Here is a 14933-nt window from a genome sequence, read left to right on the forward strand (position 1 = left end):
CCACTACGGTCCCTCGCTCAGGCGGGCCGCCGGGCGAAGCAGAACAGGTGCTCCTCGGGTCCCGCGAGGGGGTCGGCGGGTGTGAACGACGCGGTGTGGTGGCGCAGTACCTCCAGGCCCGCTTCCGCGAGCAGCCTGAGGTGCTCCTCGGTGGAGAGGCTGCTCACGGTGACCGGATGGCCCATCCACTCGATGTCCAGGCCCCTGATGTCCCCCGGCACCGTGGCCATCACGAAGTACCCGCCCGGCGCGACCCACGACGCCATGCGGCCGAGCGCGGCGGCGACGTCCGGCTGGTCCATGACCAGCAGCGGGAAGAAGGAGCACACGGCGTCGTACCCGGCCGGCTCCGGCGCGTAGGTGCGTACGTCGGCCTGTTCGAAGTGGGCCCCCGGGACCCGGGCGCGGGCCGTTTCGACCATGGCCGCCGAGACGTCGATGCCGGTCACGGCGTGGCCGGCCCGGGCGAGCCGCTCGGCGGTGGGCCGGCCGGTGCCGCTGCCGACGTCCAGGACGCGGGCACCGGCGGGAAGCCGCTCCACGAGCCGGTCGAGGGCTTCGAGCTGGCCGGGCACCTGTCCGAACAGGTCCTCGTACCGCTCCCCCAGTGCGTCGAACACCTCTGCCGCTGACTCGCGTCGGGTCATGGCGCCTCCTCGTGTCGGGAGTTCACCGTACTGGGGGCGGGGGCCGGCCGGGCGCCTTCCTCAGGGCCGGTGGCCGACGTTGAGTTCGGCGAGGGAGGTCCAGGGGTTGCCGCCCACCTCCCGCGTGGCCTTGAGGCGGACGTGGCGCGCGGTCCTCGGGGCGAAGGTGACGTCCTGCTGGGCGGCGCCGTCGGCGAAGGTGCCGGAGGCCGCGGGCGTTCCCCAGTTCACCCCGTCGGTGGAGGTGAACACCTGGTAGTCGGCGATGCGTCCGTTGCTCTGCGTCTGCCGGGGCAGGCAGTGCAGCGCGGAGACGTTGTACGGGGCGCCGAGGTCGAGGGTGATCTCGTGCGGCATCGGGGCGGTCGTCGCGTACCACTGGGTGTGCCAGATGGTGGCGGCGTCGCCGTCGAGGACGTGGGCGGCGCTGCCGTCCTCTCCGGCGGTCTCCTGGCTGTCGACGGAGCTGACGCGCATCTGGCTCTGCGGGACGAGGAGTTCGCCGCCGGCCGGGCCGAGGTCGTCGACGGTCAGGTCGTCGAGGACGAGGTCGGCCTCGTTGTGGGAGGCTTCCGGGGTGATCTTGCGTACGCCGATCCAGGCGTCGGCCCCGGCCGTGAAGGTCCTGGTGAAGGTGGTCGGGGTGCGGGCCTGGCCGAGCGCGGTGACGTTCTCGGCCGTACCCGCGCCGGTGACGAACTGGTAGTCGCCGGCGAAGCCGTTCTCGTAAGTGAACGTCACCTTGTACGAACGCCCCTGGGTGAGGCGGAGCGTCTGCGGCAGGGTGCGGTACACCAGGCCGGTCCGCTCCTCGTGCGACTTGAGGGAGTTCCGGCCGCTGATCACGTCGTCGACGAGCTTCCCGTTCCATCCCGCCTGCGTGTAAGGCGTGTTGCGCTGCGCGATGTGCGTGCGGGGATCGGTGGCCGAACCGCCGGCGCCGCCGAAGACGAAGGGGCCCCAGCCGGCGTCGACGTTCTCGAAGTCCTCGGCGAACCAGTGGCCGTTCAGCGGGGTGCGCGCGGAACGCACCACGCGTACGTCGTCCAGGTACACCGTGCCGGATCCGGCGGCGGCGGACAGGGCGAGGGTGGCGGTGGACTGCCCGGCCGGGACGTCGAAGAACACCTTCATCCGCTGCATCCTCGTACCGTTCTTCTCGCTGCCGCCCAGGGTGTTGACGAGCGGTGAGGAGTCCGCGTACACGGAGGCGGCGGGCCCGCCGCCGGCCGGGGTGACGCTGAGGGTGGCGGCCCGCCCGGCGGGGGTGGAGACCCACACGGAGGCCGCGTGGGTGCCGGGGGTGAGGCCGGTGAGCCGCTGGGAGACGGCGCCTGCGGCTCCGGAGGCGAAGGTGAGCTCCTGCTGGCCGTGGGCGTTGCGGGCGACGGAGGCGCCGGTCCCGGTGACGGTCCAGGCGTTCAGGTCGCCGGCGTAGAAGGAGGGGTCCTTGACGGGGGTGCCCTCGCCCCAGTTCGGGGCGGGCTGGGTGGGTGCGGCGCCGGCGGTGACCACGTAGGCGGTGCGGGCGGCCGCGTTGACGGTGACCTGGTTTCCGGCACCCACGGTGAGGTCGCCGACCAGCTGACGGCCGGTGTCGGTGAGCCGGTAGAGCTTGGGGGCGCTCCAGCCGGCCGGGAGGGTCCAGGTGGTGGAGCCGCCGGCGTCGTTCCAGTGGTAGAGCTTGCCGTCGCGCGGCAGGAGGTAGGCGGAGCCGCTGAGGACGGTGCGGCCGCCGGTGGTGATCCGGCGCTTGCCGCCCGCGGTGGTCACGACGGTGCCGTTGGCCAGGGTGACGGTGTCCGCGGTCCACTTCACGACCGGGGACTCCTGGAGGTACTTGGTCGGCAGGTTCACCCCGAAGGTGGTGTTCAGGAAGGCGGGGTAGTCCTTCTCGCCCTGCCAGCCCTCGTAGGCGGTGATCTCGGCGCCGCCGAGCAGCGGGTGGCGGGCGATCCAGTCGTCCTTGGCGTGGTTGGCGACGAACCGGGCGATGGTGGAGTTGACGCCCTTCAGGTCGCTGCCGCCGTAGTCGACGTCGGTGGCCCAGTGGTGCCAGAGGGACTGTTCGGTGAGGGTCTGGGGGAACTCGGTGGCGAGCTGGAGGCCGAGTCCGGAGATCTCGCGCTGGAGCTTGCGGGAGACGTAGCCGTCGCCGTACCAGACGTCGACGTAGAGGAAGTCGAGTCCGGGCGCGGCCGCCTTGAGGTCCTTCAGGCGCCCCAGGCGCCGGCCGGACTGGCCGTCCTCGCGGGTGTCGACGTAGTACGACTGGTCGAGCCAGTCCCAGCCGAGGCCGCCGGTGTGGCGGGCGGGGTCGAAGGTCGCCGAGACCGGGTACTCCTCGGTGGCGTTGACGTGGACGCCGAAGTCGGCGTTGTAGGCCTGCCCGGCGGTGGTGAGGGCGCCCAGGCCGGCGGCGCCGCCGAGTTTGGCGCCGATGTCCTTGTAGTCCATGTGCGCCGAGTCGTGGCCCTCGGAGGCGTAGCCCTTCAGCAGGACGAACTGGCCCAGGCCGTCGGTGGCGAGAGCGACGCGCTTGGTCTCGTCGAGGGTCTGCGCGAAGGGGTGGGTGGCCTGGGAGGCGAAGTTGAAGGGGATGCGCTGGACGGCCCGCCGCGCGGTGTCCTGCCAGCCGGTGGGCGGGGTCCAGATGTCGCGGTAGGCGATGGCCGCGTCCTGCCAGTCGACGGCGGCGTCCGCGTTGCGGTCGGCGGTGATCGCGATCCTGGCGTACGGGAGGGGCTCGGTGTCGCCGTCGGCGGCGCCCTGGGCCCGGTGGAGCCAGGCGCCGCTCCACAGGCCGGCGCGGCGGTAGGAGCCCTTGTCGGTGACCCGTTTGGCGATGCGGCCGTTCTCGCGGGCGGTGCCGCCCGACGGCTGGTCGTAGAGGGAGTTGGAGTCGATGGCGGCGGCCAGCCGGCCGGTGTTGAGCATCCCGTACATGACGGTGGTGGCGGCGGGGTCCACCGGCGTGGATCCGGTGACCGGGGTGAACGTGTCCCCGGTGCCGGTGGTGGCGGTGTGCATGGTCGCCGTGGACAGCGCGGCGCCCGGCTGGTCGCTGCGGACGCTGACCAGGGTGTGGTCGGGGACGGCGAGGCTGCGCACGCGCAGGGCGGGGGTGTCCTCGATGGCGGTGACCTTGAACTCGACGACCGGCCCGGTCACCGAGAGGCGGGACCTGACGGTGACTCCGGAGAAGGTCAGCACGTAGTCCACGGCGGAGGCCGAGGGGGTGGAGGTGACCGTGGGGGTGTGGGCGGTCCCGTTGACGAGGAGCGTGCTCAGCGGGTCCTCGTTGCCGTGCAGGACGTCCCCGGTGGCGCGCCGCGTGTAGCCGACGACGCGGGGGAAGGCGCTGTCGACGGTGACGGACAGCTCGGCCGAGGTGATCGTCACCGGGCCGGCGGCGGGCGGGGCGGCCGCCGCGGGCGGGGAGACGAGCAGGGTGGCGACGAGGCCGGCGACCGCGGCTGCGGCCGGCCAGAGGGGGGTGGGCATCGGGCCTCCGGGAGTCGGCGCTTCCCAGGCCCCGTCCACCTGGCGACCTGGCGCGGAGGAGCGCACGACTGCCGGAGCCGTGCGGTCCGCTCACTGACCTGTCAGCTTGCGGACCGCACGGCCCGGGGCCCATGGACAAAGCGCGTCGCCGTCCTGGACTTCCGGTTCCCGGACCCACGGTGATCCCGGGGTGCGGGGCGGGTCAGGAGGCGGGCACCAGGACGACGGCCGTTCCGTAGGCGCACACCTCGGTGCCGACGTCGGCGGCTTCGGTGACGTCGAAGCGCATCATCAGCACCGCGTTGCCGCCGCGCGCCTTGGCCTGCTCGATGAGCCGGTCCATGGCCTGGTTGCGGGTTTCGACGAGGGTCTTGGTCAGACCCTTCAGCTCGCCGCCGATCATGGACTTCAGGCCCGCGCCGATCTGGCTGCCCAGGTGCCGGGAGCGCACGGTGAGCCCGAACACCTCCCCGATGACCTGCTCGACCCGGTAGCCGGGAACGTCGTTGGTCGTGACCACCAGTACACCGGTCTGCTGGGCTCCGGGCCCGCCGCCGTAGTCTTCGATACCCATGCGCCCACTCTGGCGCCGTCGTCGGCCCGGCGCATCCGCAGACCCGCCACCCCCCACAGCACGTTCGTTCGATTTGCGCACGTCACACGGTCCCGAGGGGGTCTCCACGGGTGATTGGCAGGCGGGGTGGGGGCTCCCTACCATGGGCCGGTTCCACGGCACAGGCCCGCGAGGGCCGCGAGGAGGGCACATGGACTTAGGGCAGAACCCCCAGCCACCCGTGATCGACATGCACACACCGAGCGTGGCGCGGATGTACGACTGGCTCCTGGGCGGCGTCGAGAACTACGACAGCGACCGCACGGCCTGCGCCAAGCTGCTGGAGATCGCGCCCAGCACCCAGCTCCTGGCCCGCAACAACCGGGCGTTCCTCACCCGGGTCGTGCGCACCCTCGTCGAGGACTACGGCATCCGGCAGTTCCTCGACCACGGGTCCGGCCTCCCCACCCAGGACAACGTCCACGAGGTGGCCCAGCGCGTCGACCCCGGCTGCAAGGTCGCGTACGTCGACAACGACCCGATGGTCCTCGCGCACGCCCAGACCACCCTCCACGACAACGCGGGCACCCTCGTCATCTCGCAGGACATGCGCGACACCGAGCGGATCCGGCAGCTCACGGACCCGTTCCTGGACTGGCAGGCGCCGATCGCCGCCCTGTTCGTGTCGGTCCTGCACTGCATCCCGGACACCGACGACGCGCGGGATCCCGCGGCGGTCGTGCGCCGGACGGCGGCCATGCTGCCGCCGGGCAGCTTCATGGTGATCTGCCAGCTCGTCAGTGACGATCCCGTCGTGCGCGAGGACGTGACCCGCCTCATGGACGTGAGCACGCACGGCCATTGGGGCCGGGTACGTGAAACCCACGAGGTGGAGCGGTACTTCGACGGTCTCGACATCCTCGAACCGCGCCTCGTCGACGTGGTCGACTGGCGTCCCGACAGCACCCCTCCCCCGGCCGGGCTCCGGCCGAAGGACTGGGTCGAGTGGGGCGGAGTGGGCCGCCTGCGCTGACCCGGGTCAGCGGAAGGCGTCCAGCGCCTCGACGATCAGTTCCCGGCTCCGGTCCCTGGAGGCCGCCGCGACCCGCAGGTTGCTCAGCGCGTTGCGGTGGTCGTCCAGGGCCCGCGGCCGGGTCACGTAGTTCGCGCCGTTGATGTGCTCGACGTACGCGAGCTCGGCCGGGCCGCCGTCCCGGAACTTGAGGTGGGTGATCGGGTACGGCGGGGCGGCGACGTAGCCCGAGGTCATGTCCAGGATGCGGATGTTGACCTTGGCGGTGTCACCGGCGTTCAGCAGGTACGTCAACTGCTCGCGCATCACCTCGGCGTTGCCGCAGCGGCGCTTGAGCACGCCCTGGTCGAGGAGCACGGTCAGCCGCGGGACGTCGCCCTCCATGAGCCGCAGGCGGCGCTGGGTCCGCAGTTGCACGACGCGGACGATCTCCTCGGGCGCGGCGCTCGGCATCACGGCCCTGACCATGTGCGCCGCGTAGTCAGAGGTCTGGAGGATGCCGGGGACCACGAGGTTCTCGTAGAGACAGATCTCCTCGGCGTCGCCTTCCAGCTGGATCAGGCGCCTGAGGTAGCCGGGTGTCACGTCGCTGAACTGTTCGTACCACTCGCAGTCCTGGGCGAATTCCAGGAGCCGCTCCAGCGTGCGCGTCTCCTCGGCGTCCAGCCCGTAGTGCCGGGCCAGGTCGAGGACGTCCCTGGGTTTGGGCGGACTCTCGCCCCGCTCCAGTCGGCTGATCTTCGAAACGGAGCCGCGGATGACCGGGGCCACGTCCCGCAGGGTGAGGCCGCGCTCCTCACGGAACCCCCGGAGGGCCTGGCCCAGTACGCGGCCGGCCGCCGCCCGGCCCGGCTCTCTCCCCAACGGCAGTACGGGAGCGACCTGATCGGGCAGCGGCTCGGGGAGAGCGGGCATGTGAACTCCTATGCGACTGAGACAGGTCCCGGTCATCAGAATGGAGTCTCGCCACTCACACTTCCAAGCTTTGGCCTAGGATTTGGCCGTCATCCAGTCAGCTGATCGAATTCCGACCGTTTCACTCCGTCGACGAACGCCTCGATCTCGGCCGCCGTGAACACCAGCGCCGGCCCGTCGGGGAAACGCGAATTCCGCACGGCCACGCCGCCGCCGTCCAGTGCGGCGACTTCGACGCAGTTGCCATTGCCCACGCTGGCGCTGCTCTTCACCCAGGTCACGTCGGGAATCTCGCTCGCCACGACCCCATTGCGTAACTGCATGGTCCGTCCCCTCCTCGTCGGACGTGCATGATCACGCAATCCCATATGGGATTGCACGACAAGCACCTACGAGAATGCTAGCCACGCGCCGGGCGAACGGGAGTCCCCCGAAAGGGTGCTCGTGCTTCGGCTCGAACTCCACGCCCCGGCCGGCGCCTCACGCGGGCCAGACCGTCGGGCGGTCGCCCAGCAGCCGGAACCGCCCGGAGGCCACCTCGTAGAAGTACAGGCCGCCCTCCCCGGTGAAGGTGCCGTTCGCCGCCTCGAAGGCGTACTTCTTCGACACCCCCTCGTACGTCGTCCCGCGCACCGTCGCGAGCAGGTCCCCGCGGCCCACCCGGCTCCGGCCCAGCCCCTGCGCGCACCGGGCCAGGAGGTGCACCGCGTCGTACGCCTCGGCCGCGTGCAGCGGGGCCGGGCCGCCGTGCCGGGCCCGGAAGGCGACGTCGAAGGCACGGGCCGCGGGCGAGGCGGCGGGGTCGACGGCGGTGGAGACCAGCAGCCAGCCCTCGGCGCTCCCGGCCGCCTCCGTCAGGAACCGCGGGTCGTGCACCGCCCGGGTGCCGATCACCCGGCCCTCGTACCCGGCCCCGGCGAGGGCGCGGGCGAGGCGGGCCGCGCCGGCGGGGCCGCCGCCGTAGAGCACCGCGCCGGGCCCGGCCCGGACCGCGTCGCGCGCGAGCGCCGCGTGGTCGGCGTCGGCGGCCACCGTCGCCGGGGTCACGGGGCGTTTGCCGGCGCGCAGTGCCTCGCTGAGGGCGCGGGTGGTCTGCCAGCCGTACGGGGTGCCGTCGTCCACGATCAGCGTGGTGCCCCGGTCGCGGCCGGTCAGGTACTCCACGACGGGCCGCATCTGGTAGGCGTCGTTGGGCCGCAGGCAGGTGAAGACGCGGTTGATGTGGGTGGTGTCCCCGTCGGAGGCGCTGAGGAGGGGCAGCCCCGCCTGGTCGTAGCGGGTCAGCACGGCGGCGACGGCCGGACCGCCGGTGGCCGCCAGCACGGCCACCACCGACGCGTCGGCGGCGAAGCCCGCGGCCGCCTCGGCGGCCGGCCCGGCCGCGCCCCGGTCGTCGGCCTCCGACAGCCGGAAGGCGAAGGGCAGTTCGGTGCGGGCGGTGAGTTCCGCCACGGCCAGCCGGGCGCCGTCGCGCTGGGCCTCGCCGACGGCCCGGCCGGGGCCGCTCAGGTCGGCCTGGAGGCCGATGGCCAGGACGGGCCGCTCGGGGCGGGCGCCCCGCCCTTCGGGAGGGTCGGAGCGGCGGCCTACGAGCCAGGCCGCCGCGCCGCCGCCGGCCGTCAGGGTCAGGGCGGCCGCCCCGAGGACGGCCCGGCGGCGCGGGGAGCGGTCCGCGGGGGCGGTTCCCGGCGGGGCCCCGCCCCCGGGCGCCGCCGGGGGCTCGGGGGCGGTTCCCGGCGTGGTCACGGGGGCCGTCTGCCGGGTCGGTTCGATGTCGGGCAGCTGCAGCATCCGCGCCGAGCGTTCCGCGATCAGCTGGAGCAGGGGCGCGGGCAGCCAGGGGCCGGGAGCGTCCCCGGTCAGGGCCTGCCGGAGTCCGTCGGCCGTGGGCCGGTCGCCGGGGGCCTTGGCCAGGCAGGCGGCGATGACGGGCAGCAGGTCGTGCGGGATCCCGGTGGTGTCGGCGGTGTCGTGGACGGTGCGGAAGAGCATGGCCTCGACCGGGCCGGATCCGAACGGCCGCCGCCCGGTGGCCGCGTACGCCAGGACGCAGCCCAGCGCGAAGATGTCGCTGGGCGGACCGATGTGGCCCCCCTGGGCCTGTTCCGGGGACAGGAAGCCCGGGGAGCCGATGACCACGTCGGTGGCGGTCAGCACGGTGTCGTCCAGGGCCCGGGCGATGCCGAAGTCGATGAGCCGGGGTCCGTCGGTGGCGAGCAGGACGTTCGCCGGTTTGACGTCGCGGTGCACCAGTCCGGCTCCGTGGACGGCGCCGAGGGCCTCCGCGAGCCGGGCTCCGAGGAAGCGCACGCTGTCGGGCGGCAGCCAGCCGGCCCGGGCGACGGCGTCGCTGAGCGGCGGCCCCGGCACGAACTCCGTGGCCAGCCAGGGCGCCGGGGCCTCGGTATCGGCGTCGACGACCGGTACGGCCCACGGGCTGCGCACCCGGCGGGCGATGGCCACCTCCCGGCGGAAGCGGACCCGGAAGGCAGGGTCGTCGGCGTACTCGGCGCGGACGAGTTTGACGGCGGCGAGGGCCCCGCCCGCGGTGCGGCCGAGCAGGACGACGCCCATGCCGCCCGCGCCGAGGCGGCCGAGGATGCGGTAGCCGCCGATCCGGGCGGGATCGGCGGCGTGCAGCGGCTGCATCAGCGGGCGCTCCCGACCCGTGCGTCGGCGGTGCTCACTTCAGCTCCAGTTCGACGCGGTACAGGGCCTTGGCTCCGCCCTCGGCGGCCAGCAGGAGGAGGTCGCGGATCTCGTAGCCCTGGGCGCCCTTGACGGACAGCGCCATCACCACCGGCCCGATCCGGGACTTGGTCCACACGTAGCCCTGCGGTGCGCCGGCGCCGCCCGCCTCCTCCGAGGTGAACTTCCCGGACTCGAACATCGAGGCGTCGGCGTTCAGGACCGACTCCTTGGGCTGGTGCATGGACATCAGGCCGCGGAGGTTCTGGCCGCCGCCCAGGTTCTGGTCGGGGCAGCGGAAGCTCTGCTGCACCGTGTCCTGCATGTCGCGGTCCGCGGCGTCGGCGTCGCGGTGCACGGTGAGGGTCACCGACCCGAGGACGCGGCCCTTTCCGTCCTTGGCGGGCACGTCGATCTTCCGGGTGTAGGTGTCGAGCACGCCGTCGGGCAGGGATCCGCGCGACCAGGCGCAGTCCGCGGACAGGACGGGCCAGTCGCCGCCGCCCTCGTACGGTTCGTGCCGGACCATGCCGGCCGACCAGGAGTCGGGGTCCAGTGCCGCCGCACGGGTGAACCGCCGCGCCTCCTCGGCGGTGCGCGGGACGCGCGCCGGGTCGGGGGTGAAGGCGTACGCCGTGGGCAGCGTCCCGGGAGGCGTCGACCCGGAGGGTGCCGGTGCCGGCGTCGTGGCGGGCGGGGCGGTGGCGGCCGTCCCCGAGGGGCCGGGCCCCGGTCCCGTCCCGCCGGCGTCCGTGCCGCATCCGGCCAGGAACAGTGACGCGGCCAGCGTCCCGCCCAGTGCCCCCGTCATCGCCCGCGCACGCCGCATGTCCGCCCCCTGAACCGCCGTGGTTCCCCCTGTCGCTCACACGGTAGCCACCGGGGGGCCGGGTTTCCTGAGTACGTGAGCCCAATCACCTGAGTAGGAGGGCCAGTTGTCCGGTGGGCGGCAGAGGTGGTCCACCGGCCCCCGCCCCTGCGGCGGCGGGCGCGGATTGGGCATATCGGGCTAAAGGGCGGTGCGTCGGCGGGGCCCGGAGCGGTCGCCTCGCCATAGTCGTCCCTGGCAGCCGCATGGTTGCCGCCCCGGGCCGCGCGTCGCGGCCGGGCGGAAGTCTTCGTAGAGGAGCCGGCTCATGCTGAAGCCCCCCAGGACCGTCCTCGCCCTCGCCGCCGGAAGCCTGGTGCTCGGCCTGGTCGGTGCGGGCGCCGCCGTCGCGGACGAGGGTCCGGTCGCCGACGGGCCCGCACAGGAGCACGCGGTCCACGACGACGCGGAGCTCAACGGACCCGTCGTCTACCCCAAGCCGCGGCACGCCCTGGGCAAGGTCGTCTCCCGCGGCCCGCTGAAGGTGCGCAGCAAGCCGAGCACGCGCGGGTACGAGCTGGGCAAGGTGTACCCGAACCAGAAGCTGGCGCTCGCGTGCAAGCTGCGCGGTGAGAAGGTCGACGGGAACGACCTCTGGTACCTCCTCGACGGCAAGGACCGCAAGGAGGACATGAACGGCAACGAGCCCGTCAACGGCGACGACGGACGCGAGGGCGTCGACGGCGGCGACGACTCGGCGAGCGGCGACGGGGTGCGCGCCAAGCGCAAGCGGGCCTGGGTCTCCGCCCGGTACGTCAAGGACATCACCCCCGTGAAGTGGTGCCGCCTCTGACCCTCCGGGACGTCCGGAGCACCCTCCGGATCACGCCTCCGGGCGTACGCTGCGGGGCCCGGCGCACTCCGCGCCGTGGGCCCGCACCCGCTCGCGCAGTTCCCGGTCCGCCGTGACCACGACGCAGCCGCGGCCCGCATGGGCCGCGGCCAGCTCGACGATCCGGTCGTCCCCGCTCCCGGGCGCCTCGTCCACCCGTACGCCGGGCACGGACGGGACGCCGCGGGCGGCGCCCTCGACCACGAGGATGATCTCCTCGCCCCGGTCCCGCAGCGCGAGCCGGTCGCGCAGCCGCTCGGCGGCGCCGCGCCGGTCCCGCCACCAGCCGTCCGGCACCGACCCCACGACGTTCGCGGCGTCCACGATCAGGACCGTCATCGCTTCGTCACCCGTCAGAAGTCGCCGTAGTTGACCTGCCAGGTCGGCAGGCCCATCCGGCGCCAGACCGCCACCACCCGGTCCCGGTCGTCGAGCGACATCCGGACCGCGTAGCGGTCGCGGACGTGCGCGTCGAAGAGCTCCGCCTTCACGATGTCGTCGCGGCGCGAGTCCCCGGCGGCCCGCATCCACAGCTCGTCGTAGGGCACCCGGTGCGTCCGCAGCCAGGATTCGGTCTGCGGGCGGTGCTCCTCGCTGCGCCCCGACAGCAGCACGATCGCGTCGCCGTCGGCGCGCCGGAAGGCGTCCAGCGCGTGCCGTACCGACTCGTTGATCAGGTCGAGTTCGCAGCGCGAGAAGTCGTACGGGCCCCGGTTGCCGAGCAGCGCGAGGGTGCCGTCGATGTCGCACAGCACGGCCGGGGGCAGCGCCAGGTCGGGGACGTACGTCCGTACGGCGGGTACGGCCGCGCCGTCGGAGCCGCCGTTCATCCACTCCGCCGTGAGCCGCCAGCCGCCCTTGCGGGCCTTCTGGTGCTTGTCCGCGAGGATCCGGATGATCTCCTCGCCGACCTGGCGTTCCCGGGCGGCGTCCCGGCGCAGGCACTCCTCCAGGGGTACGTCGGTGAAGTCGTGCACGACGAAGGTGGCGAGGCCGCCCACGGCCGCCTTGAGCCGCTTGGGGATGTTCTTGGTGAGGTGGGTGTTGTCGACGACCACGTCGAAGCCGCCCTCGACGGCGGCGCGGACCGCCGCGTCCTGGATCTCCAGCACGGTCTGCTCGTGCGCGTGGGAACGGCGCCCGGGGTCCGGCAGGTCGAGCATGGCCCGCAGGTCGTCCAGGTTGACCCGGCGCATGCGGCCGCCGGACCGCGCCTGGAGGGCGCGCGCGGCGGTCGTCTTGCCGGAGGCGGGCAGTCCCGTCATGACGTGTACGACGGGCAGCGCGGCCTCCGGAGCCCCGTCCCCGGCTTCCCCGGGACCGGTCGCGCGGGCGGCGGGCTGCCGTACGACGGGCGCCGCCGGGCGGACCGCGGCCGGTGCGGCGGCGCGCGGTGCGGGCGCGGGCGCGGGTCGGCGGGTGCCCGTGGGCTCGTCCGCGCCCTCCTCGTCGGTGGCGTACGAGTCGGCCACCTCGGGCCGGACCCGGCGCCAGGTGGTGAGTTCGGTCGGCCGGCCGTCGAGCCGCAGGAACATGGCCGGGCGGACTTCCCGGTCCGGCAGTTCCTTCACCGCGCGGGCGAAGGCTCCGCGGTCGCCGGCCAGGTGCGCGAGGCCCGCGTAGGCCTCGTCGATGGCGCGTTCGTGTGCCGCGGCCCGCTCCTCCAGGCGTGCGATGACCTCGCGCACCCAGGCGTCGAACTCGTCGGGCACCTGCTCCAGCAGCGCGTCCAGCGGCTTGCCGCCCGAGGCCTCGACCTCGGCGGCGGTGCAGTTGAGGCCCTGGGCGAGCCGGTTGACGGGCAGGCCGGCGAACCGCTGGATGCCGTGGCTGCGCCAGATGTCGCGCTCGTTGACGCCGGTGAGCACCCGGTGGAGCCGTACGTACTCGGACAGCTTGGCCTTGGCGCGCACGCCGGAGGCGAAGCGCAGGACGAAGCCCTCCGCGTCGGTGCCCGTCGCCGCGGCGCCGCCGGGCATGGTGTTGGACTCGGTCAGCGCGATCAGCTCGTCGAGGGGCATGGCGGGCCACACCGTGACGACGGAGCCGATGCCCTCCCAGTCGGGCGCGGCCTCGGCGAGCGGGACCTCGGTGCCGTCCGGGCCGAAGGCGGCGAGGAGGACGAGGTCGCGGCGGTCGCCGTAGTTCACGACGATGCGGTTCTGCGGGTAGAGGATCTCCGCGAGGTAGGTGACGCCCGGGCGCAGCGCGGAGGTGTCCTTGCCGTCGAGGCGGTGCTGGGCCCAGGTGGCCTGGGTGCTGACGAAGGAACCCTTGGAGGCGACGCGCCAGCGGTCCGCGTAGTGGAAGACCACGGCGAGGCTGCCGTCGACCTTGTCGTACACCTCGAACGGCTCGTCCGGGAGGGCGGGCGCGTACGGCATGCCCGCCTCGTGCTCGCCGACGTTGAAGAACTTCGGCAGCGGCAGGGCGACGACCGCGCCGGTGGTGTCGTCGGCGACGAGTCCGCGGCAGCGCGTGGTGACCTGGTCCCAGACGCCCTCGTACTGGGCCGACCGCGTGTAGGTGTAGATCGACAGCGGCAGCTCGGGGTGCGGCTTGCGGGTCACGTACCCGGCTGCGATCGACTCGGCCAGTGCCTGAGCGGGCACCAGGTCATGCAGAGTCAGGTGGTCCTGGCTCATGGGTTCCTCCCGGTTTGAGATGGTTCATTCTCGGGTGCGGGAGGGGGTGCCCGGTAGTCAATTATGCCTGGTCGTCGCGGCGCCGAGGCGGTTGATGTCCTGGGGGCGCAGGATGCGGCCGGGGTGTTCGGTGCCGGGGGTGGCGACGGCGATCATCGCGCGGCCGAGGTCCTCGGTGGTGGTGACGAGGTTCGGCGCGATCCGCCGGAGCAGCGTGATCAGCGGCCCGGTGACGGCGTACAGGGTGCGGTAGAGGCGGGTCTTGGAGGGGACGCCGCGTACGGGCTGGACGATGCCGGGGCGGAACATGTAGGCCTGGAAGGGGAGTTCCAGCAGGTCGTTCTCGGTCTTGCCCTTGACCCGGGCCCACATGGAGCGCCCCTGCTCGGTGCTGTCGGTGCCTTCGCCGGAGACGTAGACGAAGGTGAGCCGGGGGTTCGCCGCGGCGAGCGGGCGGGCCGCGGCCAGCGTCAGGTCGTGGGTGACGCGGCGGTAGGCCTCCTCCTTCATGCCGACGGAGGAGACCCCGAGGCAGAAGAAGCAGGCGTCGTAGCCGGGGAGCTCGGCGGTGAGGGCGGACAGGTCGGTGGGGTCCGGCTGGACGGATTCGCGGAGTTTGGGGTGGCTGACGCCCAGCGGGGTGCGCCCGACGGCCAGGACGCCGGTGACGGCGTCGTCCCGCAGGCACTCGCGCAGGACGCCCCGCCCGATCATTCCGGTTCCGCCGAAGAGGATGACGTTCACGCCGGGCAGCTTACGTCCCCGTCAGTACGTGACGCAGAGCTCGTTGCCTTGGGGGTCGGCGAGGGTGGTCCAGTTGAACGGGCCCTGGTGGGCCTCGTGGAGCCGGGTGGCCCCCTTGGCGAGGAAGCGTTCGATCACGGTCTGCGGGTCGTCCTCGCCGATGCGGACGTCCAGGTGGACCCGGTTCTTCACGGTCTTGGCCTCGGGCACCAGCTGGAACAGGAGGCGGGGCGCCCGCTCCAGTCCCTCGGGGTGGCGGATCGCGGCTCCGATCTTCCAGACGAGCGTGCCGCGGTGGGTGGTGGTGTCGTCGTCGGTCGCGTGGCCCGCCGCGATCATGCCGCGGATGAACTGTTCGTCGCTGGGCTCCACTTCCCAGCCGAGGGCGTCCGCCCACCAGTCGGCGAGGGGGTGCGGGTCGTTGGAGTCGATGACCACCTGGAACGTGTACGCCATGCCGGGGACCCTACTGACTGGTCCTTCCGCCCGCCACCGGAAGGCCGT

The 14933-nt window shown here is 73.2% G+C and carries 13 protein-coding genes; 2 read left to right on the forward strand and 11 right to left on the reverse strand.

Annotation, left to right across the window (positions count from 1 at the left end):
• Positions 1-17: 17 nt before the first annotated feature.
• The 3 genes from AC07B0_RS34320 to AC07B0_RS34330 all read right to left on the reverse strand — a co-directional run bounded on the left by AC07B0_RS34320 (position 18) and on the right by AC07B0_RS34330 (position 4725).
• Positions 18-647 carry a class I SAM-dependent methyltransferase gene (locus AC07B0_RS34320; protein ID WP_356876940.1) on the reverse strand — a complete coding sequence of 210 codons (630 nt, stop codon included), beginning with the start codon at positions 645-647 and terminating at the stop codon, positions 18-20.
• A gap of 60 nt (positions 648-707) precedes the next feature.
• On the reverse strand, positions 708-4151 hold the full coding sequence (locus tag AC07B0_RS34325) for an endo-alpha-N-acetylgalactosaminidase family protein (protein ID WP_478899859.1): 3444 nt from the start codon (positions 4149-4151) through the stop codon (positions 708-710).
• A gap of 202 nt (positions 4152-4353) precedes the next feature.
• Entirely contained in the window at positions 4354-4725 is a 372-nt protein-coding gene (locus AC07B0_RS34330; protein ID WP_356876944.1) for a YbjQ family protein, read from the reverse strand.
• A gap of 190 nt (positions 4726-4915) precedes the next feature.
• On the opposite strand from AC07B0_RS34330, the gene AC07B0_RS34335 reads away from it, so the two are divergent.
• On the forward strand, positions 4916-5737 hold the full coding sequence (locus AC07B0_RS34335; protein ID WP_356876946.1) for an SAM-dependent methyltransferase: 822 nt from the start codon (positions 4916-4918) through the stop codon (positions 5735-5737).
• Between the two features lie 6 nt (positions 5738-5743).
• Here the strand turns inward: AC07B0_RS34335 and AC07B0_RS34340 are convergent, their stop codons facing one another.
• The 4 genes from AC07B0_RS34340 to AC07B0_RS34355 form a co-directional block, all read right to left on the reverse strand.
• Positions 5744-6652 (reverse strand): helix-turn-helix domain-containing protein, encoded by a 909-nt coding sequence (locus AC07B0_RS34340; RefSeq protein WP_356876948.1) that lies wholly within the window; start codon positions 6650-6652, stop codon positions 5744-5746.
• Positions 6653-6741: 89 nt separating this feature from the next.
• Positions 6742-6975: a DUF397 domain-containing protein gene (locus AC07B0_RS34345; RefSeq protein ID WP_356876950.1), complete on the reverse strand. Its 234-nt coding sequence runs from the start codon at positions 6973-6975 to the stop codon at positions 6742-6744.
• Positions 6976-7132: 157 nt separating this feature from the next.
• The gene (locus AC07B0_RS34350) at positions 7133-9301 is read right to left on the reverse strand and encodes a bifunctional serine/threonine-protein kinase/ABC transporter substrate-binding protein (protein WP_478899861.1); all 2169 of its coding nucleotides are present in this window, start codon (positions 9299-9301) and stop codon (positions 7133-7135) included.
• Between the two features lie 34 nt (positions 9302-9335).
• Positions 9336-10169, reverse strand: a complete 834-nt coding sequence (locus AC07B0_RS34355) for a hypothetical protein (RefSeq protein WP_478899863.1) — start codon at positions 10167-10169, stop codon at positions 9336-9338.
• Positions 10170-10476: 307 nt separating this feature from the next.
• On the opposite strand from AC07B0_RS34355, the gene AC07B0_RS34360 reads away from it, so the two are divergent.
• Positions 10477-11001, forward strand: coding sequence for a hypothetical protein (locus tag AC07B0_RS34360; protein ID WP_467291724.1), 525 nt, complete (start codon positions 10477-10479; stop codon positions 10999-11001).
• Positions 11002-11031: 30 nt separating this feature from the next.
• On the opposite strand, the gene AC07B0_RS34365 is transcribed toward AC07B0_RS34360, so the two are convergent.
• The 4 genes from AC07B0_RS34365 to AC07B0_RS34380 are packed head-to-tail and all read right to left on the reverse strand — an operon-like array spanning position 11032 to position 14885.
• A complete protein-coding gene (locus tag AC07B0_RS34365; protein ID WP_478866244.1) occupies positions 11032-11379 on the reverse strand; it encodes an NYN domain-containing protein in 348 nt (115 codons plus the stop codon).
• Positions 11380-11393: 14 nt separating this feature from the next.
• Positions 11394-13685, reverse strand: a complete 2292-nt coding sequence (locus AC07B0_RS34370; protein ID WP_478899864.1) for a phosphatase domain-containing protein — start codon at positions 13683-13685, stop codon at positions 11394-11396.
• Positions 13686-13742: 57 nt separating this feature from the next.
• Positions 13743-14429: a Rossmann-fold NAD(P)-binding domain-containing protein gene (locus AC07B0_RS34375; RefSeq protein ID WP_478899866.1), complete on the reverse strand. Its 687-nt coding sequence runs from the start codon at positions 14427-14429 to the stop codon at positions 13743-13745.
• A gap of 21 nt (positions 14430-14450) precedes the next feature.
• Entirely contained in the window at positions 14451-14885 is a 435-nt protein-coding gene (locus AC07B0_RS34380) for a VOC family protein (RefSeq protein ID WP_356876964.1), read from the reverse strand.
• Positions 14886-14933: the final 48 nt, after the last annotated feature.

It is taken from the genome of Streptomyces sp. NPDC044704 (genome assembly GCF_056433525.1).

What these genes read in the sequence shown, in the direction of transcription:
- AC07B0_RS34360 (WP_467291724.1), top strand. Translation starts at nt 10,477, where the DNA reads ATGCTGAAGCCCCCCAGGACCGTCCTCGCCCTCGCCGCCGGAAGCCTG.
- AC07B0_RS34380 (WP_356876964.1), bottom strand. Translation starts at nt 14,885, where the DNA reads ATGGCGTACACGTTCCAGGTGGTCATCGACTCCAACGACCCGCACCCC.
- AC07B0_RS34340 (WP_356876948.1), bottom strand. Translation starts at nt 6,652, where the DNA reads ATGCCCGCTCTCCCCGAGCCGCTGCCCGATCAGGTCGCTCCCGTACTG.
- AC07B0_RS34325 (WP_478899859.1), bottom strand. Translation starts at nt 4,151, where the DNA reads ATGCCCACCCCCCTCTGGCCGGCCGCAGCCGCGGTCGCCGGCCTCGTC.
- AC07B0_RS34335 (WP_356876946.1), top strand. Translation starts at nt 4,916, where the DNA reads ATGGACTTAGGGCAGAACCCCCAGCCACCCGTGATCGACATGCACACA.
- AC07B0_RS34330 (WP_356876944.1), bottom strand. Translation starts at nt 4,725, where the DNA reads ATGGGTATCGAAGACTACGGCGGCGGGCCCGGAGCCCAGCAGACCGGT.
- AC07B0_RS34355 (WP_478899863.1), bottom strand. Translation starts at nt 10,169, where the DNA reads ATGCGGCGTGCGCGGGCGATGACGGGGGCACTGGGCGGGACGCTGGCC.
- AC07B0_RS34365 (WP_478866244.1), bottom strand. Translation starts at nt 11,379, where the DNA reads ATGACGGTCCTGATCGTGGACGCCGCGAACGTCGTGGGGTCGGTGCCG.
- AC07B0_RS34320 (WP_356876940.1), bottom strand. Translation starts at nt 647, where the DNA reads ATGACCCGACGCGAGTCAGCGGCAGAGGTGTTCGACGCACTGGGGGAG.
- AC07B0_RS34345 (WP_356876950.1), bottom strand. Translation starts at nt 6,975, where the DNA reads ATGCAGTTACGCAATGGGGTCGTGGCGAGCGAGATTCCCGACGTGACC.
- AC07B0_RS34350 (WP_478899861.1), bottom strand. Translation starts at nt 9,301, where the DNA reads ATGCAGCCGCTGCACGCCGCCGATCCCGCCCGGATCGGCGGCTACCGC.
- AC07B0_RS34370 (WP_478899864.1), bottom strand. Translation starts at nt 13,685, where the DNA reads ATGAGCCAGGACCACCTGACTCTGCATGACCTGGTGCCCGCTCAGGCA.